At 41.0% G+C, this 26,980-nt stretch carries 22 protein-coding genes and 1 pseudogene; 13 read left to right on the top strand and 10 right to left on the bottom strand.

The genetic code is table 11. The features are described from left to right. Positions 1-6: 6 nt before the first annotated feature. From V7K31_RS23005 to V7K31_RS22985, 5 genes are all read right to left on the bottom strand, one after another. Positions 7-1,188: a catalase gene (locus tag V7K31_RS23005; RefSeq protein ID WP_335097084.1), complete on the bottom strand. Its 1,182-nt coding sequence runs from the start codon at positions 1,186-1,188 to the stop codon at positions 7-9. Between the two features lie 94 nt (positions 1,189-1,282). Continuing rightward, a complete protein-coding gene (locus tag V7K31_RS23000; protein WP_335097082.1) occupies positions 1,283-2,923 on the bottom strand; it encodes a peroxidase family protein in 1,641 nt (546 codons plus the stop codon). Positions 2,924-3,073: 150 nt separating this feature from the next. After that, on the bottom strand, positions 3,074-4,081 hold the full coding sequence (locus V7K31_RS22995) for a DUF2235 domain-containing protein (RefSeq protein WP_335097081.1): 1,008 nt from the start codon (positions 4,079-4,081) through the stop codon (positions 3,074-3,076). A gap of 515 nt (positions 4,082-4,596) precedes the next feature. Next, positions 4,597-4,920: a hypothetical protein gene (locus V7K31_RS22990; protein WP_335097080.1), complete on the bottom strand. Its 324-nt coding sequence runs from the start codon at positions 4,918-4,920 to the stop codon at positions 4,597-4,599. A gap of 111 nt (positions 4,921-5,031) precedes the next feature. After that, complete coding sequence (locus V7K31_RS22985) at positions 5,032-9,522, bottom strand: hypothetical protein (RefSeq protein WP_335097079.1); 4,491 nt, start codon at positions 9,520-9,522, stop codon at positions 5,032-5,034. Positions 9,523-10,502: 980 nt separating this feature from the next. On the opposite strand from V7K31_RS22985, the pseudogene V7K31_RS22980 reads away from it, so the two are divergent. After that, positions 10,503-10,706, top strand: a pseudogene (locus tag V7K31_RS22980) (S-methyl-5-thioribose-1-phosphate isomerase); the annotation flags it as partial. Here V7K31_RS22980 and V7K31_RS22975 read toward each other — a convergent pair. Together V7K31_RS22975 and V7K31_RS22970 are read right to left on the bottom strand one after the other, a co-directional pair. Then, positions 10,616-10,876, bottom strand: coding sequence for a hypothetical protein (locus V7K31_RS22975; RefSeq protein ID WP_335097234.1), 261 nt, complete (start codon positions 10,874-10,876; stop codon positions 10,616-10,618). The pseudogene V7K31_RS22980 and the gene V7K31_RS22975 overlap by 91 nt on opposite strands. Positions 10,877-11,163: 287 nt before the next feature. After that, the gene (locus V7K31_RS22970; protein ID WP_335097078.1) at positions 11,164-15,597 is read right to left on the bottom strand and encodes a nitric oxide synthase oxygenase; all 4,434 of its coding nucleotides are present in this window, start codon (positions 15,595-15,597) and stop codon (positions 11,164-11,166) included. 508 nt (positions 15,598-16,105) lie between these two features. Between V7K31_RS22970 and mtnA the strand changes: the two genes are divergently transcribed. The 6 genes from mtnA to V7K31_RS22940 all read left to right on the top strand — a co-directional run bounded on the left by mtnA (position 16,106) and on the right by V7K31_RS22940 (position 20,536). After that, positions 16,106-17,170 (top strand): S-methyl-5-thioribose-1-phosphate isomerase, encoded by a 1,065-nt coding sequence (gene mtnA, locus V7K31_RS22965; protein ID WP_335097076.1) that lies wholly within the window; start codon positions 16,106-16,108, stop codon positions 17,168-17,170. Positions 17,171-17,329: 159 nt separating this feature from the next. Continuing rightward, positions 17,330-17,527 carry a DUF4347 domain-containing protein gene (locus tag V7K31_RS22960; protein ID WP_335097227.1) on the top strand — a complete coding sequence of 66 codons (198 nt, stop codon included), beginning with the start codon at positions 17,330-17,332 and terminating at the stop codon, positions 17,525-17,527. Next, positions 17,524-17,739 carry a hypothetical protein gene (locus tag V7K31_RS22955; RefSeq protein WP_335097074.1) on the top strand — a complete coding sequence of 72 codons (216 nt, stop codon included), beginning with the start codon at positions 17,524-17,526 and terminating at the stop codon, positions 17,737-17,739. The genes V7K31_RS22960 and V7K31_RS22955 overlap by 4 nt, the downstream gene beginning before the upstream one ends. A 7-nt stretch (positions 17,740-17,746) precedes the next feature. Continuing rightward, complete coding sequence (locus V7K31_RS22950) at positions 17,747-18,436, top strand: ATP-binding protein (RefSeq protein WP_335097072.1); 690 nt, start codon at positions 17,747-17,749, stop codon at positions 18,434-18,436. Positions 18,437-18,484: 48 nt separating this feature from the next. Then, the gene (locus tag V7K31_RS22945) at positions 18,485-19,897 is read left to right on the top strand and encodes a hypothetical protein (protein WP_335097070.1); all 1,413 of its coding nucleotides are present in this window, start codon (positions 18,485-18,487) and stop codon (positions 19,895-19,897) included. 3 nt (positions 19,898-19,900) lie between these two features. Further along, positions 19,901-20,536 (top strand): hypothetical protein, encoded by a 636-nt coding sequence (locus V7K31_RS22940; protein WP_335097069.1) that lies wholly within the window; start codon positions 19,901-19,903, stop codon positions 20,534-20,536. Between the two features lie 310 nt (positions 20,537-20,846). Here V7K31_RS22940 and V7K31_RS22935 read toward each other — a convergent pair whose 3' ends face one another. Further along, positions 20,847-22,268: an NADP-dependent isocitrate dehydrogenase gene (locus V7K31_RS22935; protein ID WP_335097067.1), complete on the bottom strand. Its 1,422-nt coding sequence runs from the start codon at positions 22,266-22,268 to the stop codon at positions 20,847-20,849. Positions 22,269-22,544: 276 nt separating this feature from the next. Here V7K31_RS22935 and V7K31_RS22930 point away from each other — a divergent pair, with 276 nt between their 5' ends. From V7K31_RS22930 to V7K31_RS22915, 4 genes are read left to right on the top strand one after another with little or no spacing between them, the layout of a single operon-like run. Further along, the gene (locus V7K31_RS22930; protein ID WP_335097066.1) at positions 22,545-23,273 is read left to right on the top strand and encodes a GUN4 domain-containing protein; all 729 of its coding nucleotides are present in this window, start codon (positions 22,545-22,547) and stop codon (positions 23,271-23,273) included. Positions 23,274-23,298: 25 nt separating this feature from the next. Continuing rightward, the gene (locus V7K31_RS22925; RefSeq protein ID WP_335097064.1) at positions 23,299-23,469 is read left to right on the top strand and encodes a type II toxin-antitoxin system HicB family antitoxin; all 171 of its coding nucleotides are present in this window, start codon (positions 23,299-23,301) and stop codon (positions 23,467-23,469) included. Beyond that, positions 23,462-23,728, top strand: coding sequence for a hypothetical protein (locus tag V7K31_RS22920; RefSeq protein ID WP_335097062.1), 267 nt, complete (start codon positions 23,462-23,464; stop codon positions 23,726-23,728). Before V7K31_RS22925 ends, V7K31_RS22920 begins: the two co-directional genes overlap by 8 nt. Positions 23,729-23,779: 51 nt before the next feature. Further along, a complete protein-coding gene (locus tag V7K31_RS22915) occupies positions 23,780-24,877 on the top strand; it encodes an ABC transporter ATP-binding protein (protein ID WP_335097060.1) in 1,098 nt (365 codons plus the stop codon). Positions 24,878-24,982: 105 nt separating this feature from the next. Here V7K31_RS22915 and V7K31_RS31935 read toward each other — a convergent pair whose 3' ends face one another. Then, positions 24,983-25,168, bottom strand: coding sequence for a hypothetical protein (locus tag V7K31_RS31935; protein ID WP_442941356.1), 186 nt, complete (start codon positions 25,166-25,168; stop codon positions 24,983-24,985). A 111-nt stretch (positions 25,169-25,279) separates the two neighbouring features. Between V7K31_RS31935 and V7K31_RS22905 the strand changes: the two genes are divergently transcribed. Then, on the top strand, positions 25,280-25,537 hold the full coding sequence (locus tag V7K31_RS22905; protein WP_335097058.1) for a hypothetical protein: 258 nt from the start codon (positions 25,280-25,282) through the stop codon (positions 25,535-25,537). Between the two features lie 262 nt (positions 25,538-25,799). Here V7K31_RS22905 and V7K31_RS22900 read toward each other — a convergent pair whose 3' ends face one another. Continuing rightward, positions 25,800-26,222, bottom strand: a complete 423-nt coding sequence (locus V7K31_RS22900; RefSeq protein ID WP_335097057.1) for a hypothetical protein — start codon at positions 26,220-26,222, stop codon at positions 25,800-25,802. A gap of 408 nt (positions 26,223-26,630) precedes the next feature. Between V7K31_RS22900 and V7K31_RS22895 the strand changes: the two genes are divergently transcribed. Then, positions 26,631-26,873, top strand: a complete 243-nt coding sequence (locus tag V7K31_RS22895; protein ID WP_335097056.1) for a hypothetical protein — start codon at positions 26,631-26,633, stop codon at positions 26,871-26,873. The last annotated feature ends 107 nt before the right edge of the window (positions 26,874-26,980 follow it).

Genomic DNA, 26,980 nt, shown 5'->3' with positions numbered 1-26,980 from the left:
GAAAACTCAGACAGTTGGTTCTTGGTATTTGACTCCTCGTTTTTTGTGACGGTCATCAGCAACGATAGGATAAACTATGCTGCGTAATCGATTGATCGCACCCACAGGACGATGTACTGCTAGACCATTCCCAGGAGAAAAACTGAGATTTTCCCCAAAGTCATTTTCGTTGGGAGAATTAACCTTCTGATGCTTAACTGTTAGGCGACCAACTGTAAAGAAGGGTGATTTCTCTTCATTCCAAACAATGGTAGTATCATCAATGGACATTTCTGGATTAGTTTGAAATTGGATTTGGAAGTTCCAATAGTATTCAGCATCCGGCTTTGCTAAAGCTTGAATGATATCCTCTCGGTAGTAGTTGTCCTCTGAACCTGAAGCTTTGGCACGCTGAAGCTCACTTTCTGGTCTGGACTCAAGAGGAAGTTGTTGATGAGGTAGTTGACTGGAAACTGGAGTAAATCCATATTTAATCACAGCCGGATATTCCACAGGAACTCGACCTGGTAGGGATGGGTCAAAATCAGATTTGAGTCCCACAGAAAATGCTGAAGCACTCCAATAGCGTTCTGTGAGCAAACTCTTGGGAAACCGTTTGAAACTAGTTTGTAAAAGAGTGGATTCGTAAGGATGCAACTTTAGCCAAAAAAGCACCAACAGCTTAAAAAGTGGAAACAACCCTGCTCGATAAACCGTCAAAAAAAAGCTGTGGAAGTCTTTGATGGTTCTAACAAAAAAAAATTCGGTATTGTGGGTAATAATATCTTGGGTTTTTAACTCGTGACTTTGTGGTAGTCGTTCTCCTTCTACGCCGATCACTTTTACGGCCATGGAGCGCGTATCTCCTTCATAATCATTCTTTACTGAAAACGCACCATTTGCAAATCGTAGCCAAACCGGATATTGTTTCGGTGTGGCAAATAATCCTTGTTTCAGGGAAATGGCAGAAAGTTCAACTTTAGATAATGAGGTGCGTTTACTCAATTCCTCCTTAATTGCTGTTTCATCAAAGTCAAAGATTTCTAGAATTCCTTGAACAGCAGCGTGGGTTTTAGAATGGGTATCTCTCTTTGCAGTTTTTTTCTTCTCACCTCCGTAAAGATTTTCCATGTTCTTTTTGACTAGCTCACTCATGAGAGCGCAATATTTGGCTTCGTCTTTTTCTGGGTATTCGGTAAATAGTTTCATTTTTTTAGGTAGGATTAATTAGAAAATACTTGATGTGTCTTTAACAATTAGGGTGTGTTTTATCATTCGTAACACACCCTAATTCATTCGATAATTAAACTGGCTGCCAATCGTGGCGATAAAAAGAAATTCTATAGTTTTTACCTTGAGGAATATTGCGATGTACCACTTGGGAGAGGGTTTTTGTATTCTGAATTTCCTCCCAACCAACTGGTGAAAAAGTTTCTGGATTGAAGATATTTTCCGCTAGTAGAGGATTGGTAAACGCTTGAGAAAAAGCATCAATTCCTATCAGTCGTCCGACTAAAGGTGGTAAGGCTGAATTTGGACGCAAATCTTCTGCATAGAGTCCGACGTACATCTCAATGTTATCTACATGACCGTACAATCGTTGCAGTTCTTTTTGGACTTTTTCATTGCTACTAATCTGATCGAAGTCGGTGACGCGGGGATAGCTGCATAAGTCACGGTAGTCGTTATAGCTTCTTAATTTTGCCGTCCGACCTAAATGAATACTAGCTATTTCGGTGGGAATTAGAAATTCAGGTGTATTGAATAAACTCAGTTGCGCTGCGGGTTGGGAACAGCTTTCCTCAAAGATGGCTCCTAATCCCTTGTTGATAATCATATCGTTGTTCCACATCGAGGCAGGCATGGGAAGCTTTTGTCCGTTATACATTAAAGTATCGGGTAGCATACTATGCCAACGATAAACTAAACTAAATTCCACCGACATCCAATTATGGCGATACCACTTTTCATTATTGAAGGCGGGGGGATCGGTGAAAAATTGAAAGTGATAGGGAGTTATGTGGTTGATGTAATCTTCTAAAACAATCTTGAGAAATTCAGCCATGACAATATTTCTTGCCGTTTGGAAAAGGCGTTCATCTTCCCAAGTTGGATAATTTTTTGTCAAGAGATCGCACACGCGATTATGTTCCCTTAAGGAAAGAACATTCAGCATGACATAGCCGATTTGCACGTTTGCTCGTTCTATTTCCAACCCCATCGCAAACAACTTCTGTTTCTTTTCTGGAGGGAACGTTTCTGCTTTTGGGATAGACTCGTCGGTGTAAAGATGCGGCAACCCTCTAAATTCTTCTTTGGGTTTTCCATCTTCGTCATAATAAAAGGGAGGATATTCTTCCCCATTAATAATTTGGCTTTTTAGCTTCCCACCTTCATACGATCGCAGCAGGTGCGTAATCTTTGGATTTAACCCATAGACATTACACATATCGATGTGGTGGTTAGAACTATTTCTGCGTGGATCATGGCGGTCGGTTCTCAGAAAGCTATCTGTAAACCATTGAACAAAATAGGGGAAAATTAGAGAAGATTTAGGCGAGTATTTCGTTTCCCCAGTTTTGCGATACAAAATCTCCAAATCTTTAATCGGCGGCAGATTTTTTTCAAACTTTTCAGCAGGCGTTAAATTAATGCCGATATAGTTTTCATTAGTCAAAGGTTTCCAATCTAGCGGTGGTAGTTGGAGTCCCGAATATGTTCGATCGATTAACGAATCCCAGGATGTATAGGGAGACATTGTACTAAACGGATATGGACGAGTCGGAATTTTTAAGATGGCATTGTTAGTGAGAGTTTTGTTGATTTTTTTGGCGAGACCTGGGTTACTTTGAATAAAGTTCCAAATTGGTTTAAAACCGGTTAAAATAGCCGTCTCAAGTTTGTTTCTAAACCCATCTTTTGATGTGTCTCTTTTTGCAGTCATAATTGTTTCTCCTTTATAATCGCTTACGGACTTAATCGCTTACTTTTGCTTGAAAATAAGGGTTATTTCTGCTGATGGTTTTGGGAAGACTAAAACATCAGTAGGAGCGCTAAAGCAGTAGACATTCCTTGAAACAACATTATTAGGAAATTAATTCAGTTTGTCGATAATCTTTTGTAGATTCTTGGGTCGATAGTCCTTGCGACTTTTCAAACGGTTGAGCGTGCTTTCATGAATATCTTCAATGACATCACCGACCTCACGAAACTTAATTCCTGCCAATTTAAAGAATCCAATATCGTTATTAAAGTCACATTCATAATTGGGGTTAATGCCTGTGGGTATCACACTTGGATCTAAGTCAAGCCCCAATCCTAAGACACCGACTGAATCAATCATCCACTGTAAGGCAGCATCTGATAACCCGCTGTATTCTTCGGTTCCACCGCCAACGCAACCATGCTGACCTGGAAACCACTTTTGAATCACCCGCTGCTTTTCAGCCTCAGGATGCTTTTTCATAGGAGTTACATCAAAGATTTCGCGGATTTCGTCGATCGCCACAGCGTGCAATGCATTCTCAATACATTTGTTTAAAGTAGTGTCATGAAATCTGTACCGCTTATTCAGCTGCTCGTTCAACTTGCTGAAGGCGGGTATCCCAGGAATACCAAGGGCACCGACGGTATCAAAACAACCGATCAAGGTGATAGGGACGCGCTCTCCGTAGTCTTTACGGTATTCTACTGCTGTCTTATCCTTGGGTTTAATACCTCGGTTACGGTAAAGGTCGTAAGCTTCATGTGCTTTGGTGACATGGGGGCGGTCTAGAAGACCGGAGCAATAGATCATCCCTGCGAGACTTCTAACTGTGTAAGCACCGCGACTGAAGCCGAACAAATAGATTTCGTCACCAATAACATAATTGAGACTAAGAAATCGGTAGCAATCTTCTATATTTCTATCGATTCCTTGTCCGGTAGCTCCCCCTAAAACTTTTTGACTCTCGGTTCCAATGCCCGCGTCATAAAATATGATCTGTGTAACCCCGTCACTGGCGATCGGTTTCACGGATTGAGCTAACTTAACCACATTGCTTGGGTAAGGACTTATTAATTGTTGCCAGGTTCCATCACAGCATATAACAAGACGTTTCATAGTTCTATTCCAAAGCTTTTTAGTAATTAGATCAACGATGTTGTTGGTTTTTTAGACCACTTCTTACTAACTAAGTAAGAGAAGATTTTATGAGAGCGATCGCAATATATAGTGAAGATAAATTAAGGCGAGCGTACTTTATTTTAAATCCAGACTTCACTAATAACGGGACTTAAACATTTTTGAGGGAAAAATAAGCATCAAACCCATGCCCTGCAAGGAAAATACACCAAATGCCCAAAAACGCCTGAAACCCAGATAAAAGCAATTGGCAACGTTAGTAAGGGTATTAGAGAAGAGAGAAGTAAATAACAAAGATGCCTTTTTAAAAAAGACTTTTTCATGAGACTTTACTTCTGGTTTTATTCCAATTTGAGTTTGGGAATTGACCTAAAAAAGTTTGCTCATCTAATAGCGTTCTGATGTTATTGGTTTGTTAGATAACTTCTCATTAAGTAAGAAAAAAAGATTGTAGTAGAGCGATCGCTGCATCAATTTCAGGGAAATGTTCCCACTTAACTACCTTCACCAATAGCAATAAAATTAAAAGCTGATTTTTCTTTCGTCACTGCGATTTCTGGAGAACCTGTACCAGATTGTTGTTTAATTCCTAAATCCCAGATAGCAACTTCCGCCTTGTTTGGAGTTATATCTTTAACAATAATTTGATTATCAGCACCCCAATCTTTCAAAGTAGCTACTACGCTGGGAGGTTCAACAAAAGGTTGTAAAAAAGTAATTACATAGGTTCCTGTTTCCGGTGATTTAACTTCAAACCCTTGTCCAGTTTGTTTTGTTCCGTCTTCACTAACTGTTCCGTAAATAATTTGTTGCGTCATTTTTTTCACTTTTAGATGTTTTATGGAAGTAGAGTGCGTTATTGCATTGCTTTAACGCAATCTCTACGTCATCGAATTTCAGTCAACTTAGCTTTTAGGGCTAAAGTCTAGTTATTTGTTTCCTGGTAACTGCTGCGGTTGTACAGGATTTCCTGAGATGGGTTTGAATGGCTTGAATGTGTTGATATCTACACAAGCGGTACTATCCAACTTGACTCTGAGTTCAGCGCTGAAAGTAACTAACTGCTCAACAAGAGCTTGGCGATCGGTTAAGCAGCCTTTGATTGCCATGAGTTCTCCCAGAGTCCACTCATAGAGATGTCTGTCTGCGTTATTAATGATCACAGTCAGTTCGTTCCTGATTCTCAAGATTTGGTTGAGAAGCTCATCCACCTTGATGTTGATTACATTCGCTACCTGGATGTTGAATGATTCTCTGTCGCCTATGATGTTGATCACTTCATCCACATACTGTGTAACCAGAGTTATAAATGTCTGATTCCACTCGTTGCGGACGTTCTCAATCTTGATGTCAATATCTCTGTAGACATTATTAATCTTGTTATTAATTTCTGAGCTGTTGACAACAAAGTTCAGAATCCTGTTGTTAATTTCACTACTATTGATAACAACGCTCTCAATCTGCTGATGAATTTGAGAATTATCGCTCAAGATATTCTGAATCTTCTGGGTTAATTGAGCATTATCAAAAATTTGGTTAATGACGACGTTGTTGTTGGTTACATTGTGCTGTAAGCGGCGATCAACGTACTGATTTAATACGTCATTTTCATTGACAATGTTCTGAGTAATTAACTTGACATAATTTTGGATCTTTTGCTCGTAGGTGTCATCGATTTGCTTGCTGACATACTGATTAATATCGCTATTGTTATTGACGATGTTCTGAGTAATTAATCTGATAAATGTTTCTCTGCCACCTATTATGTTGATCAGTTCATCGACTTGCTGTGTAACCAAACTGATAAATGTCTCATTCCACTCGTTGCGGACATTCTCAATCTTGCTGTTAATTTCAGTGCTGTTAGTAACAAGGTTCACAATACTGTCGTTAAGTTCAGTGTTGTTGGTTACGTTTTGCTGTAAGCGTTGGTCAACGTAGTGGTTTAATACATCATTATCATTGATAATGTTCTGGGTAATCACTTGCATGTGATTTTGGATCTTTTGCTCGAAGGTGTTGTCAATTTCCTGGTTGAAGTACTGGTTCAGTTCAGTATTATTGACAAGGTTCTGAGCAATTACGCTGATGTTATTGCGTATTTTTTGCTCAAAGCTTTGGTCGATTTGCTGATCAACATGCTGGTCAATGTACTGGTTGAGTTCCGGCTTATTGACAATGTTGTTGATAATTAATTCGATGTTGTCACGTATTTTTTGTTCAAAACTTTGGTCGATTTCCTGGTTAAAGTACTGTTTAATTTCAGTATTATCATTGATGATATTCTGAGTAATTAAGCTGATATTGTTGCGGATCTTTTGCTCAAAGCTTTGGTCGATTTGCTGATCAACATGCTGGTCAATGTACTGGTTAAGTTCCGGCTTATTGACGATGTTGTTGATAATTAATTCGATGTTGTTACGTACTTTTTGCTCAAAGGTTTGATCTACTTGCTGATTAACATGTCGATCAATGTACTGATTGAGTTCGGGCTTATTCACAATGTTGTTGATAATTAATCCAACGTTGTTACGTAATTTTTGCTCAAAGTTTTGGTCGATTTGCTGATCAACATGCCGATCAATGTACTGGTTGAGTTCTTGCTTATTCACAATGTTGTTGATAATTAATCCAACATTGTTACGTATCCTTTGCTCAAAAGTCTGGTCTACATACTGGTTGATCTGCTGATTAATTCTCTTTGATATCTCAACGTTAATCTTATCTTCTACAAGCTTGTCTAAATAGCCAGACCAGCCTTGCAGGTGCTGGTTAAGACTAAACTCCATCTGCTGTATATAAGCATCCATTGAGAATCTGACCTTTGCCACTTCTACAGCCAAATTCTTAAAGTGCTTTTCGTAGTTCTTCAGCAGCCAATTTTCCAGCTGATCCCAATACTTAGCCTCCAGCGTCACATCAGCTTCATCTATGACGTTGATAGAGGCATTAATTTGCTGTAACTGCTCCTCCCACTTCTTCTTAAACTCATCTTCATTAAAACGGAAGGTAAACTCTACTGAGCTGTTCGCACCTACTGCTTCACGACTCACAGATCCACCTGAGCCTTGAATATTTGTAACAGTCTCGGTTGTACTATTTGTGACAGACTCCGTTGTAGCAGTTTTGATTGTACTATTTGTCACAGATCCCGTTGCAACAGTTACCTTATTATTCTCCTGCTTTTTATAGTTCTCAGTCAGTTCAGTTGCGCTTACTGGCTCTATTGCCAGAATAATTTGACCTTCATTATCATCTTTGTAGGTGTCAATAAATAAACCTAATAAGGTAGTTTTTTCTTTGACCTCTAAAATTATTTCGTCTTTTAGACCATTCAATGAAATCCAACTTTCTTCAACTTCTATGGCAGTCAGTTTTGTAATAAATTTTCCACCTTGAGCCAAAATTAAAGCCCAAGGTTCTATATTAAACTTCTTACTATCCGACCAATAGGTGGCATTAGCTTCACGAATTTTGATCTTATAATTTCCAGGTGTTAATTCCACAAAATTGGAACCAGATTGTTTCAACTTAGACAGATTTTTTTCATCCAACACATAACAATTGCGTTTGCTGTCTACTGTTAAAGTCTGAGGGTTGAAAAATGGTTTATTACTGGTAATAGAAAGATTAATTGCTCCACTGTTATCAGCATTATTGACATCAAAAAACAAGGCGTTGAGAACTGCTTTCTTTTTTACTTCTAACTTCAGACTATCATTATATCCATTTAAGGTTGTCCAGGTTGCGCCTACTTCAAAACCTGTGCTTTTATTGATAAATGTACTACCATCAGCCCCATATATCCAGAGTAAGACAAAAGGTTCTCCTTCTGTTTTACTCTGGGCATAGCTGTAGCGACCATCACTAATTTTGATATCAAAAGTCCCTTTCTCGAAAGTAAAGGAAGTTGCAACATTTTGTTGCAGGTTGTTCATTTGATCGCGGTCGATAACGTAACAATTGTTTTTGGTATCGATGGTTAAAATACTCATAATGTCTTCCTTGATCACTTTAATTTCTTGAGATGTTGTCTCTTCCAATTTTTCGTTGGAATTTACTTCGGGAGCTATTTCTGTTATTACTGCCGTAGCTGGTTCATAAATAGTAATACCTGCCCAACGACCGATAGGATCGGTTATGCAAACTAAAGTTCCAATACCCGTGGTAGTATTAATACGGATTAATTGACCGTCTTTACCTAACTTAAAGAAGTTGCCAGTCACGCCATAGAGAACATCACCAACAAATTCTATACTGGCAAGATCAGCAAAGCCAATATCGCCGATAGTTTTGACTTCACCTGTATCGAGGTTAGAACTTGCTAGTAATTTCTTCTTGTCGTAACCAATCAAGGTAATATAAGCTTTGCCATCAGCATCAAAGGCAACTTCGCCACAGTTGTAGTCTTTATCTGCTACCGTTACTACTGGTGTACCTTTTCCTGTTTCGAGATTAATCGCAATCAGTTGTTTAGCAGTTGTGGCGTAGAGGGTATGACGCTGGCGATTATATGCTAAACCAGATGTAGCAAAGCCAATATCACCAATTACAGTAGCATCACCTGAATTGAGGTCAATTTTAACTAGTCTGGTCTTATCGCCCTCTCGATCGAGTCCATATAGTTGGGAACCGACAAAAGCAATGTCAGAAACCTCTGTAACTATCTCGCCAATAAAAGTAGCTTTACCTGTGACTAAATCTAGAGTATAAAGTTTGCTTAATTCATTGGAGACACAATCTTGGATATAAACTGCTCCTGGTTTGAGCTTAATTGTTTTAGCTGTGCGACTACCACAGATAACTTTTTCTAAGACTGCACTAAAACCACTGATAGCGTCTTTATCTGTAAAAGATTGTCCACCGGTTGAGGTTGCGATTCTAGCGTATTCAGTTTTGATACCTGCTTGATACTTGCTCTTAGAAGTTCCAAAATAGGTATGAACGGTAACTCCTGCTGTTTGGGCTTTTTGGATAGCCAAATTAGCAGCTGTGATATCCTTTTGCTCTGTTTTATCTCCACCTCCTTCGAGCGCTTCATCGCCGAGATAAAAGATAGCTCGTGCTGCACCTTCGCGCCAATCAAAGTATTCTGAGATATCTTCAATGGCACGAGCCGCATCTTCTTGCGCTCCTGCGGACTTTAATTCTCCTCTTTTTCTACCCCGGAGTTTGGATTCAGATACCTTAGACTTTTGAGTTAAATAAGCTCTGATAGTTTGGTCGAAGTTTGTCCCTTTCCAAGTCCCTTCTATACCCAACCAAACTACTCTTAATTCTGAAGGACAACTAGATTTAGCTTTAGCGATCGCACTAGCAGCAGCATCACTCAAACTCTGGGCTTCATCTTTCATCGAAGGACTAGTATCGATGACGATCACTAAATCAACAGCAGGTATAGAACTTGCTTGTTTGTTCATGCTTGGTTCCTTTTTTTTCTTTTGAAATAAACTAAATAATTTCATACTTGAAGAGGTTAATGAGTTTCAATTTTGAAACGTAATGAAAATCCAAGTGTTAGACATTCTTTTGGATAAATTAACTTTTGTAAACACTCAGTTGGGCAATTTTTTCAACTGCCTTCATTCTATCCAAATATCCAAAGATTGGAATACTCACACCCTTGTTCAAATCTGCAATAAGCTTGCTGTATCCAAATGTAAAGGCTAGTTAATATTATCACTTAAGATAGATGTCAACCCTGTATTTTAACTACTTAGCCCCCTTTTGAAAACCCAAATGAGTATACTCTTTCCGAATACCTTTATTTCAATTTATAGGCATATTTTTATACCCGTAATCAAAATCTGGTATTGGTAAACTCCTAGAAAAGTTTAGTTCTGGAACCAGTTAGGAAATGCTTCTCTATACTTATGCGATTCTGGTTTAAATGTCAAGTTTGCTCATTTTAGAGTTACGTAAGTTGCTAGTTATTCCTCATAAACCATATCTAATTGATAGATCCAAAAAGCGCACATTAAAGTATTGGTAAATACTAACAATCCAAATTTTGTACTGAAATCACAGTGCTTTTTGATAACTAGCAACTTGAGTTAGGAGAAAAGCTGATTTCGCTTAACTCTTAAAATCTTATACCACTGATCTCAGAATCAATGCAATATCAATGTCACAAAAAAAAACATTGAAATATTAAGAATTATTTAAAACAAGGGGAGTTAAGTTGTACATAAACTTATAAAGGTGTGAATAAACATAAGTATATTAGAGTTAATGTAGTATACTAAAATTAGTCAATCATAAGACTTGATAATTACTTGACTTAACTTCCAACGACACATAATATTTTTAACCAGCTACTTGTTGCACTTTTATTGCTTTCGTCAGAGTAAAATAGACCACTCTGATTTTGATGAATTTTATTTTGAATTTGGAATTGTTTATGATACCTTCCACAAACCAGGTTTATCCCGTTATTTGGCACAACAACTCAGTGTCACTAATTGATCAAACGCGCTTACCAAACGAATATACATTTGTATAAATTCACCGCAGTCAAGATATGGCGCGGGCGATTAAAACGATGATTGTCCGAGGTGCGCCGGCAATTGGTGTGGCTGCGGGATATAGAATGTATCTTGATGCTGCTATCTCTACTGATTTTAGAAAAACTGACGATACTTGCTGAGGCAATACGCTTGGGTTAACGATAATAGTAGGTTGGGTTGAACCAAGTGAAACCCAACAAATAGCCGAAAATGTTGGGTTACGTTCCTCAACCCAACCTACGCAGTCTAAGGTTTTTAGGTCTAACACCAAGCGTATTGCTTGCTGAGGGTAAATTTATTAGAATCCCTGTGAAACAAGAATCCCACGGCGATGAAACTGAGCCAATGCTATAGTTTCATCGCCGTGGGACTGTCAACAAAATCACCAACTATAGCGCTTTTCGTTTGTATGCAATACACTTTGACCTCTCTCCAAACCTCTTTCCTTTTAGGAGAGACGCTTTGAATATTACTCCCTAACGCTAGTAGGGAAGGGGCTGTTCTTGTTAGGTCTGTATTGCACTTAACTGAGAAGCGCTATATAAATATCTACATTCAGACACTTACTGGTTGCGCCTCCGGCAAGGATGCTTGACTATCAGTATGTTGCACCCGATTTAGCCAGCGTTCGGCTTTGGAGTAGTTATCTTTTTGTACCTGTTTGATCGCTTGTTTATAGTTCAGCGTTACGCCCCAAACGTCGTTGGAGAAACGCTTTTGTTGCTTCATTTGGTCAAAGAACTGAACAGCTTCAAAATGTGAGAAATTACCTTCAGTTTTAGCGATCGCTAGCAACACTTCAAACACATCATCCGCCATCTTGGCATCACCACACACATAATAGTGACACTGAGGATGACTGAGCAGTTTCCAGATATCCTGGGAATTTTGCTGCATCAGATTTTGGACATACATTTTTTGCTCACCTTGGCGCGAAAATGCTACCTCTAATCCCGAAAGCACACCTTGATTCAGCCACGTTTGCAACTGCTCCTGATAAAGGAAATCATTCTGGTTGCGGCAGCCAAAATACAGGCAGGCATCGCTTAATACTTGTCCTTGTTGCAACAAAGCTTGTCGGTGCTGGAGAAAAGCGATCAAGGGGGAAACGCCAGTTCCAGGTCCCACCATCAGCATGATTGCATCTGGATCGCTGGGAGGACGGAAAGTAGAAGTGCGAACACTAATGCGAACCATTGCCCCAGATTCCAGTCCAGCTAAGTAGTTGGAGCAGAGTCCCTGACGGATTTTGCCTGTATCGGTGCTAATTTGCAGCACCCCAACAGTGATTTGAATTTGCTGAGGATGGAGCAGAGAAGAGGAAGAAATGGAGTAGAGGCGGGGCTTTTGTTTAGGCAGTAACTCTAGTAAGGCTGTTAATGTAATCTGCGCTGAGGGAAACTCATCGAACAGATCGGCAACGCTTATCAAGTTGTCTGTGATGGTTTTGTTGAGGATAATTCTATCGGGGTAGTCGTTCTCCTGCTGAAGAATTTCTAGCCATGTTTCTAAGCGATGTTTCTCTTGCGGATTTTCTGCTACAGATTGCAAGTAAGCTAAAAGCTCATTGAAGGGTTCTCGCAAAGTCAGATCGAGTTCTTCAAAGAAGAGTTTACCGACGGTTGTCGGGACAGAAAGAGGAGGTTTATCTTCTACTTCCGTGCCATCTGGTGTCTGATAACAAGCTGTGAAGTAGGTGTCAGGGTTTACAGAAAGGCGATCGCACAGACGGTTGACAAGTTCAGGTGAATTGCAGGGATAGATTGCAACGTGATCCCCTGTTTCATAATCCAGGTCACTTTTGGAGAGATCAAAAGCAATCAAGCGAGTAGAACGACTGCCAGAAATCACTTCTTGAAGCAATTCCTGATTAGCAACAATGGGGACTGCGATGCCGCGATCGCCATTTACTCCCACAGGTATTAAATTTGCTGCTTCTGCTTGATTCAAAAACGTGACATTTAGTTGAGGAGCGGCTTTTATTGTCGCATCGCCAGAGGTAACATCTTCACCCAGTACACGCGAGATCAACCCCAGCCATTCTTTAAAAGTATCCGCCTGTCCCTTAATTTCATCCCCTTTGTGCAGGGGGGCGATGCAGTTTGCTCCCACCCTAGCTAAGGTCTTATCTAGAGCAATCCCAGCAGCACAAAAATGTTCGTAAACCGTGCTGCCAATGCCCAGTACAGAATAGTTTAAGGTATTGAGGGAGCCTACAGGTTCTTGCTTCAACCACTTGAGGAACCGCTTACCGTTTCCAGGGATTTCGCCATTGCCAAAGGTAGATGTCACAACGAGCAACAGCTTTTCTGATCTCAAGGTATTGACACTGTATTCATCGAGTGACATGACTTGGGGACGGTAGCGTTGCAGTTGACGAGCAGCTTTCCGTGCCAAACCTTCAGCCGTACCTGTCTCTGAGGCATAAAGAATTAAGATGCGGTCTTGTTTCTGGTCTTCCTCGTCGGCAACGCTGACGAATTTTGCCAAGTCGATGCCGTCTTCAACTGCCCAGCGATCAGCAGCATTGTGATAGGCTGGCTCTAGATAAAAATCGCGCGTTGCATGATGCCAAACTGGACAGGCGCTACCTCCGGCCGGCGGCACAACCCAACTCCAATCAGCCGGACACTCCCGCCCTGCTCTCTTTTCGCGGAGGTCATGAGCGAGGTATTGACGAGAGGCAGACTGGTGATCTACCATTGTCACCTTGGCTTTCTGGAAGGAGTGGAGGATGGCGACATTCAGTTCCAAAGCCACGCGATCGCGCCACAGGGTTTGTTCGGAACTGATATCCAGCTTCAGTACTTTGGCGATGTCCTCCATTTTGTCATAGCGCCACTCTTCTAGGAAATCGCGGGCAATTTCTGTACCCATATACCAGCCATTGAAGGGGAGGCAGCAGTAGGTGATACCACCAATATCCATGCGGAAGTTGCTGATGGCAGGGACGCCATACCAACGCAGATCCAGCGATTTCAATTCTGGAATTGTCGGATGCTCAATCTCGACTTCCAACACCTCATCATGATTAAACTCGTAAAGCTTTGGCTCCATCCCGGCGGCTTCAATGACCAGGGGTAGGATATCGTAGGGTGTACACGGTTTGGGCGGTTGCCAGCCGAGTTTGATAATCGCTTTGGTCAGTTCGAGATTAGCGCGATCGCCCATCACACTCCCATTTTCTTGTTCGTATGCCGCATATCTGATTAGCTGCGGATTCCAAATGCGCGGACCCCAACGTTCTTTAGGCTGCTTGGGACGGAAAACGGTCATGGTGATTTGAATATTGCCGCCATTGGTAGCAAACCGCAGATGTTCTTCTAGCTCCCGAAACATTTCATCGGGATCTGTGATGTGGCGGCGATCGCGCACTACCATATTATTCCACTGAATCCGAGCGATACACTTAGAGGCATTGCGCCAAGCCAACTGCGCCCCATAAGCGAGTTCCTCATAGGTGTGGGTATAAATGCCTGTTGCTTTTACTTGTTGTTGAATTTCTACCCAACGCCGGGTTTTATTCTCCGGTTCCCATACTTGCTCGCTGGCTATTGTGTCTAGGAACTGCTTTGCTTTTTTGAGCAATCGCTCCTCATTCACCATCGGCAGTTTCATCACATTGGTAACGCGATTGAACAACGTCTGCCATGCGTACTCCACCTCAATAGTGAAATTTGGCACATACTTCTCAAACAGCGTAAACATAGTATCTGCAATGGCAGGATAAGCACATGATGGCACCCCGATGCTACCGTGAAACTGACCTAATACACGCAGTTCTTGCAGCAATTGATCACTGCTGCCAGTTTTCAAGCAACGAATCAGAAACTCTAATGCTTGGAACAGGTGGAGAGACAGATAATCCATATCTGCTCGTCCAAAAATTGGTAGCACGAAAGGATATTTTTCAAACAAAATTTGATAAAACTCCATGCCCATCTGCTGCTTGTTCTGGCTGAACACCTCCCAGGAATTCGCCATCTCTTGCAGCATTTCTGGTGGCAGAGCTGACTCATAGCGACGGATGGCTGACACCATCGGCACAATGATGTCGGTATTGAAGAAGCGGTAGAGAGCGGAGTTGGTTCCTTTTGCCAAATCCTGGCGATCGTACTCTTCTAAATAAGGAATTGATGGCAGCATCCACATCCAGACTTGCCGCGCTTTCAACCAGTGATGGGGACGCATCCCGATATCGGCAAACAGCGCCCCGTAATCCTCAACTGTGTCTAAGCCATCTCCTTTTTCTGGTGGCACACCTGTTAGGGCTTCGGCGATGACATTCTGGGTGTATGGCTGAAGTTGATGGATACAAAAGTCCAGCAACTCATAGAAATAATCACTGATGCTGTCGATCGCTTCCCCAAAAACATACTCCAATTCCGGTTCCTCTAGCAATAAACGCTTTAGGAACTTTTCCATTTGCAATTCTTTCCACGATCGCAGTTTATTCCACACGTCCTTGACAATTACTTCTTCTGGCGGTGTCAAAGGTACGGCTTCTGGAATTTTAACCTCCACCTCTGTTACCTGGGCGTGTTGACCATGAACGCGACGATTACCGTTTTGATTGCCAAACAGCGCCAGTGTGCTGTTACTACTTGCTTCACTTGCGCTTTGTGTCAACCGAGTTTTCAGCTTTAACTGGGGTGCCACGTTCCAAGTTGAGATAGGCAATTCTATGTCGGCGCTAGTCTGTCCATTCAGACAATCCTGAGTAGCAAAACTTACCGTTCCAGCATCCTCCCAAGAGTGGCTGATATCGCCTTGCCGATAGCATAAAGTAATAGCGATCGTGCAGTCTCCCTGGTTTTTCAAATCTACCAACCAGCTTGGCTGCATCCTCGCAAAAAGATCCTTGTGCAATAAAGGTTGTCCATCATTAGAAATGACTTGCACACGGCATTTATACTTATATTCTTTGGAAGTTGGAAAATCAGTAACAGATAACTCTATTAAGTGGATAACTCGCTGATCGTGATTCATACTTGAACTGTAAAGCTAGTAAGCAGATGGTTTGCCTTGAGTGCCCTGCATTTTGTAACGCAAGGATTATGAAGTTGGTTATGTTACTCGCCCAACGTATATTTCGTCTAGGCTTACAGGGTGTTTATCAGTAAAATTCACCCAAATTTTATATATGTTTCTGACTGATTTCACTATCTTAACTGTTTTAATAATTTGAATAACTCGGAGCAATTTTTTGATCAAATAACTAATGGCAAAGAGTTATAGCGTTTCCTATCCTGGTAAAATACACTTTTAAAGAGTAAATCTCTTGCCAGATAAGGGTTTTGTGTACTTTATGCAAGTGAGAACCCCTGTATGATTACGGGTAAACGTCAGGAGGTGGGCACGATAAAACTCATGTATGTTTAGTTTTATAAAAACGGTGAAATCACCGATTTATAAGCTGTTCGCTGATTTTACATCTCGTCAGATGGCTTAATTTTTTTAACGCAGACTTACCTATAATTTAAATTTAGTAATAATTATGATCACAAATTCTCCAAACCAAGTTTATCCGGTTATTTGGCACAACAACTCGGTGTCATTAATTGATCAAACCCGCTTACCCAACGAATATACATTTGTCGAAATTCACCGCAGCGAAGATATGGCGCGGGCGATTAAAACGATGATTGTGCGAGGTGCGCCGGCAATCGGTGTGGCTGCGGCCTATGGAATGTATCTTGGTGCGAGGGAAATTGAAACAAGCGATCGCCACGAATTTTTGCAACACTTAGATAAAGTAGCCCAGTTGTTGCGTTCTACGCGTCCGACGGCGGTAAATTTATTTTGGGCAATTAGCCGGATGATGACAGCCGCCTACGAAACGTTGGGAACTGTAGAAGAGATTAAGCAAACCCTTTTCCAAACAGCCCAAGCAATCAACGTTGAAGATTTGCAAACCTGTCGGGCGATCGGTGACAATGGTTTGGCAGTGTTGCCGATTACCCCAGAAAAGCTGACGATTCTTACCCACTGTAATGCTGGGGCGCTAGCTACTGCTGGTTATGGCACTGCTTTGGGTGTTGTGCGTTCCGCTTGGAGGGAAGGACGTTTAGAGCGTTTATTTGCCGACGAAACCCGTCCCCGTTTGCAAGGCGCAAAACTCACCACTTGGGAATGTGTGCAAGAAGGTATTCCAGTGACATTAATTACTGATAATATGGCAGCCCATTGCATGAAACAGGGTTTGATTCATGCTGTAGTTGTGGGTGCTGATCGAATTGCTGCTAATGGCGACACTGCTAATAAGATTGGTACATATAGTGTAGCGATCGCTGCTAAAGCCCATAATATACCGTTCTTTGTGGCTGCACCCCTTTCCACAGTTGATTTTGAATTAGCCGATGGCAGCAAAATTCCCATTGAAGAACGCGAACCAACAGAAATCTATCAAGTTGGCGATACAATTCTCACACCTGCGGGTGTAGATTTTTACAACCCAGCTTTTGATGTGACTCCGGCTGAATTGATTACAGCGATCATTACAGAAAATGGAGTATTTGTTCCTGGGGAATTGGTGAAATCACGCCTAAAGCAAGTCGTTTAACATCAATTAATAACCCAAATTGCGGGTTATCAAATACAAATATACTATTGAATGCGATCGCAGGCTCCAAAGTGGTGATTGCACCTAACCCAATCACCACTTTCAGAAGCAATACCATTTTGAATAAAAGTATCAATCGGTAATTAAAGACTTTAATCGATCAGTAAAATTACGGTGGTTACTGTTGCCGCTTTGATCGATATTATGGGGAATGCCAAGTTAGGGGCAGACTGGGATTTAGAGGTTCAAACGGGGAATAATCAGGGCATCGGAATCAAAAAACCGCGTCGGCAGGAGAGATGCGTCCCATCCCCAGGCACAGAAAACTTAGAAAAAACTAGATGGGAGTTGATATGAAAGACCAGAAGAAGCTTGCAGAACAATTGAAAAATCGTGCGATTGACTCAGATCACGAACAGGCATTGGCAGACTTGGGGGAGCAACTTATTACCGAATTTGAAGATGGGTCGTCTAAAGCAGTGACTGAAATGATTAGCAGTGAAATTGAGCAACAGCGTAAAGTTTACAACCGAAGTTTAAAAGCTTTAACGGTAGCAATGGGTTTATAGGATGGACATGGAAAACTACAAGCTGATCTCGCTTAAAGTCAAAGGATTTCGAGGCTTTCCAGACCGCGCCGGAGAGAGAGAATTTATTTTTGATAACTCCTGCACTCTGTTATTGGGCATCCAAGGTGGAGCTAAGAGCAGTACACTCAATGCAATCGAATGGTGTTTGTTTGGAGATAAAGTTGCCAATAAGTCTGCTACAAAAATTGATGAGCGCAAGGATTGGCTAGTCAAAAATAAAACGTCAAGCGAAGCAACTGTCGAAGTTACCTTTGAGCGGGACGACGGGGAAGAACTCAAAGTATATCGTTGCGATCGTAAGCGAAGGGGGAAACCATCATTCTATTATCAAACCAATGATGGAACTCATGAAGATGAAAACCGTTTGGCAGTGTTACTTGGTGTCGAATTAAGTGACTATATGAGTTGTATTTATCTTCATCAAGAGGTGATAAATGCATTACTTGTCCAAGAACCCAAAGAGCGGCGCAATGCCCTTGACAGACTCATGGGATTAACGAATTGGCGTAATTTTGGCGAAGGGATTAAAAATGCTAAAGCCACCGAACAATTCAAGAAAATAGATGAGGATTATGCCCAAATTAATCATAACATAGAAACCGCAAAAACAATTAAACAAAGAGACTTAGCTACTGCTAAAGAGGAGGCAATGACCCATGACATTGCAGAAAAATAACTAACACTAAGCGGGGCAAAATCCCGTTGTAAAACTGTTACTGAAACAATGCAGAGGTTTGCTAATGACTATGGTTTGTTGTTGCCAATACTGCCTAAATATCAGACTAATGAGGACTTAGAACAGTTTGTCAAATCAGGTAAGCAAGCTATCAAGAAGCTACGCAATGAGCAGCCGGACGTTGAAAGGCAAAAAGCCTTGCTCAGTCAGGAAAATGAACTAACTCGTTTAAAAGTTAGTTTCGATGGCAAACGGAATGCTGAAAAGCAACAAGATGAGCAGATTCAGAAATTTAAAGATAAACACGGAACTCCCTCATCTGTATTAGCTAAGAAAAATCAAATTGAGAACGAACACCTACCAGTAGCCAGGGAAGGGCTTTACACAATCAATAACAAGGCAGGGGTGATTCGGGAGACACTCAAGTTTTTGGATTCTGGACAAGATACCGAGTCGCACTGTCCAATTTGTTCTAATAAAATTACTCCTAGTAAGCTTCGGCAGCAAATAGAAGCATTGCAAAAGGAAATGCAATCACAGATAAAGCCGTTTGAAACAGAAATAAGCAGACTTGAAACAGAATTATCAGCGTTGTCGGGAGTTATCAAGAAATTTGAGCATTTCCAAGGCGACTTAGAAGACAAACGCCAAGATATTCGAGATGCAAAAAAGGCTATTGCAGTAGCTTTGGAAACAGAAATTTCCGAGGAGGCAGATCCTTTGGTTTTACTCGAACAAGCAATTACTGAGGTGAGTAAAGATTTAGCAGAGATTCGACAAGCTATTCAGCAAGGAAATCATCGAATTGATATCATTGAAGAACAACTAGAAGATATCAAACAAATTACCAATATACTCCAACGGCAGCAAGAAGTTGAAAAGCTATTTGAGATTCAAGATAGCCCTGAATATAAGCAATTTGAATCTGAACGCGATAAATTATCTTCTCTTTGCGACTCTGTAGTGACTATTGGGGAAGCTATTGAAGATGTACTCAAAACTTCTGCCAAAGAGAAAATAGAATCCACCAAAAATCTCATCTCCAACATTTATCGCCAATTAGCTGTCCGCACTGATTATCCAGATATCAAAATAGATTCGGACAAGTATGAAGTGATGGCAGTTGGAAAGGGAGAGACTGAAATTGCCTTGCGGATTTTAAATAAAGGCGACATTAACTGTGCAGCATTGAGTATATTCCTGGGATTAGCGACCTCTAACAATTTAACTCACAACATCAGCTTCATGGTTTTAGATGATCCATCTCAAAACCTTGATCCAGCACATAAAGAAAGGCTGGCTGGTGTCTTGAATGACGTACTGAAAAACAAGCAATTAATCATAGCTACATCCGAAGATGATTTTGCTACTCACTTGAATAGCAAGTTAACCAAGCCAAAAAAAGTCTATCGACTAGAAAATTGGACTGAAGATGATGGTCCGTCCATCAGAGTGGAGTAGGAAATGGATGTATATACCTACGATGCCCTGAAGAAGATTTCGCTACACTTGAATGCCCAATCTAAAAAAGATAATGGATTTGGAAAGGCTTGCCAGATTTTATTGGCTATCACTTTCTGCCGATTGGGGTTTAAAGTAGAAAATTATCTTTCTCAGGGCGTAGACATAGACATTTGGAATCACTCACACTATCCTAATTTCTCTGTTGAAGTAAAGACAACAATTAAAGGTACTGTGCAGCTTGGTGAGAAGGATGTGGAAGGATTGAAAAAAAAAGAGAAGGAAGGGTATAAAACAGCATTCGCAGTCTTGCTAAGAGATTCGCTATCAGGGTGGCTAATAGTAAACGCTAAAGGAATAAAATATGGCAATATTCCTCTTACGAGGTTGAACACTCCAACGCGAGTATTATCTGATTTACAGAAAGAGGTTAATCAGGTATTCCTCAAAGTCATTGCTGATTATGAAAGCGAAATACTGAGAAGTGTTTCAGACGACATTTTAATGGATTTGGAGAAAAATTTGCAGAAGGAGAAAAATTTTGAGAAGGAAAATATAAACGCGGCATTAAGAGATGAAAAAGTTGATTTAACAAAAAATCAGTTTTTTAGATCGGAGAATGCTTCTCAATTTCTCTAAAAATTCCGGTTTTTTTGTCAGTTGTTAATAACATAGCCAAATATTTACACGATGATTGAAACTGAAATCTTGCACCAGTTCTAACAACTGCCTCAAAATGAATTCTGAAGCTAATAGCTAAAGTCTTCTAAAGAAGACTGAGCAAAAGTTTGAGTTCGTTTGAGTGGGCTAAGGAGTTAATTGAACGTGAGTTCGATGAACCTCTCCCTGTGTTGAACAAAAGTTCAAAACTTTTCCCTCTCCTTAGTAAGGAGAGGGACAGGTTTTGCTTTGGCAAAACCAGGGTGAGGTTTCTCAGAGGCTATGAGACTTAACCAAAATGCTGAATAATTGCCTCGGCAAATTCCGAACATTTTAAGGGTTCAACTGGTGGTTCTAACAACCTTGCTAAATCGTAGGTGACTTGACTATTTGCGATCGCATCGCTTAAACCTTTCTTAACTAAGTCTGCGGCTTCTTGCCAACCCATAAATTCCAGCATCATCACACCAGACAAAATTAGTGAACCAGGATTAATCCGATCTAAACCGGCGTGTTTGGGTGCAGTGCCGTGGGTAGCTTCAAATATGGCACTAGCATCACCAATATTTGCCCCTGGACCCATACCTAATCCACCAACAATGGCCGCAGCCGCATCAGACAAATAATCGCCGTTCAAGTTCATCGTCGCCAGAATCGAATACTCATCCGGTCTGGTTTGGATTTGTTGAAAAATACTGTCAGCAATCCGGTCATTCACTAAAATTTTATCTTTCCATTTGCCATCGCCGTGGGTTGCCCAAATTGAGTTAAGAACAGTTTCAACTTCCTTGACAATTTCCGCTTTCTTCTCTTCAGTGAGACTATCAAACCCAGGATCAATCTGGCGGGCGTTTTCTTCCAAGGAAATATTCGGATTTTTTTCCTTGTTACTCAAAATCCAAGATTCCCGTTCAGTGACAGTTTCTGGGCGAAATTCACTAATTGCTAGTTCATAACCCCAATCGCGGAAAGCCCCTTCGGTGTACTTCATGATGTTGCCTTTATGCACCAAAGTCACTTGTTGCTTGTCTTTGGGCAATAGCAAGGCGTGTTTGATCGCACGTCTAACTAGACGCTGGGAACCAGTTTTGCTGATGGGTTTAATGCCAATGCCAGAATCAAGAGGAATGCGTTTTTTCCCATGTTCTGGGGTGGCGGGGATCAGTTCTTCATTGATAATTTTAATTAAGCGATCGCCGATTTCGCTACCTTGTCGCCACTCAATCCCTAAGTAAATATCTTCCGTATTCTCCCGATAAACAATTACATCCAGCTTTTCGGGATTTTTGTGGGGTGAGGGCGTACCTGCATAGTAACGGCAAGGACGCACGCAGGTATACAAGTCAAAAATTTGGCGCAGCGCTACATTTAAAGAACGAATTCCCCCCCCAACGGGAGTAGTCAAAGGCCCCTTAATAGCTATACCATATTCTTCAATTGCCGTGAGAGTATCTTGAGGTAAATACTGATAAGTACCGTATAAATCGCAGGCTTCATCCCCAGCGTAAACCTTGAACCAACTAATTTGACGCTGACCCTTATATGCTTTGGCTACCGCAGCATCTAGCACTTTTTGAGTAGCAGGCCAGATGTCTATACCTGTACCATCGCCCCGAATAAAGGGGATAATTGGATTGTCCGGTACGATTGGTTCACCATTTTTAAAGGTGATTTTTGCTCCGGTTGTGGGGGGGGTAATCTTGTCGTACATAGTTCACACACTCCTAATGGATACGCTGCTAGTCAAAAAATCCTTATGTGGCAAGGCTTGCATATTTTACTATGTCTTTTGTTTACCAAGTCATAAGGCGCAGATTTTCCCCCTATTCCCCTTGTACATTATTTGGGGATTAAGTGTGGGATTTCAGTGAAGCGATCGCAATTTTGTACGATCAAAAATAGTAAACTACTTTTCGCTATCAGTGCTTCACCTTGGAGAAGCCCAATAGCTTACCACTCTTTCACTGACCGCTAACACCAGAATTACATGACAGACCCAATGATTTTATCAAGCCCTGCTAATGACATCGACTCCCTGCGACTACCGTTACTCACTGGGTCTGAAAAAGTCCAACAGCAGATAATCCCACAGTTGGCTGAGTTGGGTAATGAAGGATTAGACGTGTTGATGGAATTTTTACTGAAACGACGTGAGAACCCAGCGACTTGGGTTGATGGCAAAGCTTACCAAGTTCTCTATAACTCTGATGCACCTCAAGCTCAAGAATTTTTACGCTCTTGTTTTCCTGAGGGAATTGTACCTCTAAAATCAGAGTGCGGGATTAACTACAATTCTTTGCAACAACTACTGGCTGTTCAAGACTTCCAAGCAGCCGATCGTGTCACCATAGAAAAAATGTGTGAACTATCAGGGACAACGGCTGTACAACGAAAATGGTTGTATTTTAGTGAGGTAGAAAATTCCTCGGCTGTTGACTTGCAAACCATTAACAACCTCTGGTTAGTCCACTCCGAAGGTAAATTTGGCTTTTCAGTGCAGCGAGAAATCTGGTTAAGTTTGGGTAAAAATTGGGAGAATTTCTGGCCGAAAATTGGCTGGAAAGCAGGTAACATCTGGACGCGATACCCTAACGAGTTTACCTGGAATTTGAGTGCGCCTAGAGGTCACTTACCCCTCTCTAATCAACTTCGGGGGGTACGAGTCTTTGCTTCTTTACTCTCTCACCCAGCTTGGTCGAATAATCCAGAAAAATGATTTTGAGCCTACGTACAAATAGATTATGATCAATCCCAACAACCGAGAATTCTACGTGATCATTGAACGGGATGAAGATGGTTACTATGTCGGAGAAGTCCCTCAGTTACAAGCCTGTTACAGTCAGGGAGAAACAATTGATGAGTTGATGGCTAATATGAAAGAAGTAATTGAACTTTGTTTAGAGTATGTCTGAAAAGTCAAAAATTTCCGGCTATAGTCTACGCTCAGAGTATGACTTAAAGAGCCTAAAGGTCAGAAAGTTTGGCGCTGAACGCAACAGCTTTGGTAAGACAACAATTCGTTTAGAACCTGATGTTGCAGAGGTTTTTCCTAATGCTGATGCCGTCAATCAGGCTCTAAGATTTCTGATTAGAATTGTGCAGGAAAACCAAGTTTCTGCACTTAAAAAGCAGCCTCACAGTTCCTCGGATGGGACAAATAAAAGCCCCTAATAGTGAGTTGGAAGTGCCGCAGAACCTAAACCTAAAATATCAAATCAGATAATGGCAAACGTTCGTTTAGAAGACATTAAGCGTCGATTTAATAACGTCACCGCTATTGAAGACATTACCTTTGAAATTCCTGATGGCGAGTTTTGGGTTTTAGTCGGGCCATCGGGTTGTGGTAAATCGACAATTTTGCGAACGATCGCGGGTTTAGAAACCGCTACATCTGGCAAACTCTTTATTGGCGATCGCTTGGTGAATAATATCCCAGCCAGACAACGGGATGTGGCGATGGTCTTCCAAAACTACGCTCTCTATCCTCACATGAGTGTGGCGCAAAACATCGGCTTCGGCTTGCAAATGCGTCAGGTTGACCGGAGAATCATTCAAGAACGGGTGATGAATGTGGCGCGATCGCTTTCTCTGGATCACTTGCTGGATCGTAAACCCAAACAACTCTCTGGGGGACAGCAACAACGGGTAGCATTAGGGAGAGCGATCGCTCGTGAACCACAAGTGTTTTTACTTGATGAACCTTTATCTAATTTAGATGCCCAATTGCGCGATGATACAAGGGCAGAATTGAAACAGCTACATCAAGAATTAGGTATTACAACAATCTACGTCACCCACGATCAGGTTGAAGCAATGACTTTGGCTGATAAAATTGTCGTGCTAAATCGAGGGCGGATTCAACAAATCGGCGATCCCCAAACTATTTATGCAAGCCCCATTAATCAGATGGTGGCAAGTTTTTTAGGCAGTCCGCCTATGAATATTTTGCCTGCAATCTATCAAAATAACGGTTTTAATATCAGTGGACAGTTATTAGCAATTCCAGCAGATGTGAAAGAAAAATTACAGTTGCGTCAGGGATACAGTTTTGATTTGGGGATTCGTCCAGAGCATATAAAAATTAATACTGACTCCGAACTAAGTACTCAAAACTCAGGACTGTTATCCGTTGAAGTTAAGGTGGTGGAACCTTTGGGAAGGGAAACTTTGATTCGTGCTAGTTTACCTGGTTCGGTAGTGGTGTTGAATATTCAGGTGGGCGGGGATGTGCGTTTGCGTCCAGGCGATCGGCTTTCTCTACAACTGGATTTAAATCAGTTGTTTGTGTTTGATCCCAAAACTGGGGACAGAATATTATAAGCGCTTCGGAGTATAAAATATAATTGTTTTGTGTGCGATCGCTCTGACGGGGTGTAGGGGCAATCGCTGTAATTCGTCGCATCCAGAATCATCACCACACCGCCGTTAATCCAATTTTTGACCGTAACTCTGACCTTGCCCTTGCGTCGTGCGATGCCTGCGGCGGGCGTAGCCATCGCGGTCATTTGTTAACCCAATAGCGAAAATTTGCTGTATCTCTTGCTGAGTAAGAACCTTGGCGCGTCCATGCCGATTTATTTTCATCGTCAGACTGTAGACCCTGCGATCCACAGCCGACAACGACTTGACACGGATTAGTCAAAATTTGCTAGCTAAATTAAATATTTGTAGCCAGCTAACTAAAAACAGTGTTATAAACGGTTAGCTCTTTTAAGGTTTTTAATGAAAATCAAACAGATATATCACCTAACGAAAAATGGATGGATAAAAGGCTTCTTTAAAAATCAAGTTGGAGAAGTTATTGAAAACACCGAAGTGCCAAACGATAGAGTGAAAACTGTTAAATTTTCTCACAATGAAGATGGACCAATGGTCGGCCCAGTTTCAAAAAGTACTTGTTACACATCAGATACAGAGTTATTGTCTAAACTCAGCGAACAATACCCCATAACACTTATCCCCTTTCCAGAGGATGAATAGTGTCACATTGAAAAAGCTAATCGATAGCTGAACGTTTTACGAAAAAACACAACAATAATTCCAAACTCTTCAACTAATTTTTGTAAATTCTCTGTAACAGTATCTTTCTACTAACCTTTAATTACTCTTTTACAGCTTTTATTTCTACAGCGATCGCACCATATCCAATATCCAAAGCCCAAGTAGGGGTTACTTGGGTTTAAAAACTTGTTGGTAGGGAGTGCGATCGCTGATTGGATTCTCTAAGAATTACGCTTCCAAGTTAGTCTAAATCTTCCTCACACCCATATTCGTCTGCGGTATAAACTAAAGCTTCAGCAATATCTTTGGCGAACGCATCATCAACAAAAATACTTCTGTGAGATAGTTCTGTTTTAAACTTGTGAGCAAAAACATCTTTTGCTGTGTATTTATTTCCATATTTGTTTATTAAATCGCACTGAGTTTCCTTTAAAGACACAAAGGAATCATCAGAAAAATCAGTAAAATATTGTTGACCTTCAATAGTTTTAAGCTTTGCTTTTACGCTATTAGCGTATTCACGAGGTGAGAACGGCTTTACTGTCTCTGGCTTTGAAATTGAATCTTCAGGATTCTTATTACGAGGTTGATTCAATCCATTTAAAACTATAACCAAAGAAATAACAGAGGCAGCTATAATCAATTGAGTTTTTTTAGTTATCATAGAAACCTATCATGAAAATATTAAGAAGCTTCACATACAGGGCATGGATAGAGCGATGATAGATAAGCTAAGTGTTATATCTCAGCATTTTGTTATTAAGTTACTAACAGTATTGCAACCTGAAACTGTTACAAATTACCCAATAGAAAGCCATTAACAGCAACTAGAAAATCTATAATTGACATATTGCTATAAAAAACTTATTTCTAGCTTCACATTGAATAGTTTTTACTACCTCGGTAATTATGACGATTTTTAAGGAGTTAATACCCTCTTGCCACCAAGGGAGTGGGTGATGTTGTCACGGTAGGCACTAGCCGACCTTTAGACCTTGCCTGATCGCGGAATCGCTTAAAACCTGCCAAGGGAAACTTAGGCAGGTTTTTTCATGGGGACTTGACTAAATACTTGAAAATAAGGCAGGTATTTAATGACTATTCTTCAACTGAAGATCGCTGGTTTTATTTCTCTACTTCTAGTGGTCGCATTCATCCCATTATTGAGGGAAGCATTGCTTTCACACCTTGTTTTGTTGGCGCTAGTATGGCTCTTTCACTCGATTATCACCTGATAGCCCTTTGCGGTGTGATCAGGTTGCCAGTGCCTTTGCGGAGTCGGTCTATTCCCGATAATTCCCTTAACACCCCGTAGCGTCTCTTGTGGCGATGGGGTTTATTTTTTGGTGGTTGGGTGCGAACCTATGATTAGTTGTAAAAAGATAGTTTAAGTAAAAATACATAACGTTTTGAATATGAGTA

It is taken from the genome of Nostoc sp. (assembly GCF_036917675.1).
Lineage (GTDB): Bacteria > Cyanobacteriota > Cyanobacteriia > Cyanobacteriales > Nostocaceae > Nostoc.
The sequence above is the reverse complement of the archived record's forward strand: the minus strand, read 5'-3'. Positions and strand labels throughout refer to the sequence as shown.

What these genes read in the sequence shown, in the direction of transcription:
- V7K31_RS22955 (WP_335097074.1), top strand. Translation starts at nt 17,524, where the DNA reads ATGAAAGACCAGAAGAAGCTTGCAGAACAATTGAAAAATCGTGCGATT.
- mtnA (WP_335097076.1), top strand. Translation starts at nt 16,106, where the DNA reads ATGATCACAAATTCTCCAAACCAAGTTTATCCGGTTATTTGGCACAAC.
- V7K31_RS23000 (WP_335097082.1), bottom strand. Translation starts at nt 2,923, where the DNA reads ATGACTGCAAAAAGAGACACATCAAAAGATGGGTTTAGAAACAAACTT.
- V7K31_RS22945 (WP_335097070.1), top strand. Translation starts at nt 18,485, where the DNA reads ATGCAGAGGTTTGCTAATGACTATGGTTTGTTGTTGCCAATACTGCCT.
- V7K31_RS22900 (WP_335097057.1), bottom strand. Translation starts at nt 26,222, where the DNA reads ATGATAACTAAAAAAACTCAATTGATTATAGCTGCCTCTGTTATTTCT.
- V7K31_RS22905 (WP_335097058.1), top strand. Translation starts at nt 25,280, where the DNA reads ATGAAAATCAAACAGATATATCACCTAACGAAAAATGGATGGATAAAA.
- V7K31_RS22990 (WP_335097080.1), bottom strand. Translation starts at nt 4,920, where the DNA reads ATGACGCAACAAATTATTTACGGAACAGTTAGTGAAGACGGAACAAAA.
- V7K31_RS22915 (WP_335097060.1), top strand. Translation starts at nt 23,780, where the DNA reads ATGGCAAACGTTCGTTTAGAAGACATTAAGCGTCGATTTAATAACGTC.
- V7K31_RS22995 (WP_335097081.1), bottom strand. Translation starts at nt 4,081, where the DNA reads ATGAAACGTCTTGTTATATGCTGTGATGGAACCTGGCAACAATTAATA.
- V7K31_RS22940 (WP_335097069.1), top strand. Translation starts at nt 19,901, where the DNA reads ATGGATGTATATACCTACGATGCCCTGAAGAAGATTTCGCTACACTTG.
- V7K31_RS22970 (WP_335097078.1), bottom strand. Translation starts at nt 15,597, where the DNA reads ATGAATCACGATCAGCGAGTTATCCACTTAATAGAGTTATCTGTTACT.
- V7K31_RS22920 (WP_335097062.1), top strand. Translation starts at nt 23,462, where the DNA reads ATGTCTGAAAAGTCAAAAATTTCCGGCTATAGTCTACGCTCAGAGTAT.
- V7K31_RS22985 (WP_335097079.1), bottom strand. Translation starts at nt 9,522, where the DNA reads ATGAACAAACAAGCAAGTTCTATACCTGCTGTTGATTTAGTGATCGTC.
- V7K31_RS22935 (WP_335097067.1), bottom strand. Translation starts at nt 22,268, where the DNA reads ATGTACGACAAGATTACCCCCCCCACAACCGGAGCAAAAATCACCTTT.
- V7K31_RS22950 (WP_335097072.1), top strand. Translation starts at nt 17,747, where the DNA reads ATGGAAAACTACAAGCTGATCTCGCTTAAAGTCAAAGGATTTCGAGGC.
- V7K31_RS22930 (WP_335097066.1), top strand. Translation starts at nt 22,545, where the DNA reads ATGACAGACCCAATGATTTTATCAAGCCCTGCTAATGACATCGACTCC.
- V7K31_RS23005 (WP_335097084.1), bottom strand. Translation starts at nt 1,188, where the DNA reads ATGAAACTATTTACCGAATACCCAGAAAAAGACGAAGCCAAATATTGC.
- V7K31_RS22925 (WP_335097064.1), top strand. Translation starts at nt 23,299, where the DNA reads ATGATCAATCCCAACAACCGAGAATTCTACGTGATCATTGAACGGGAT.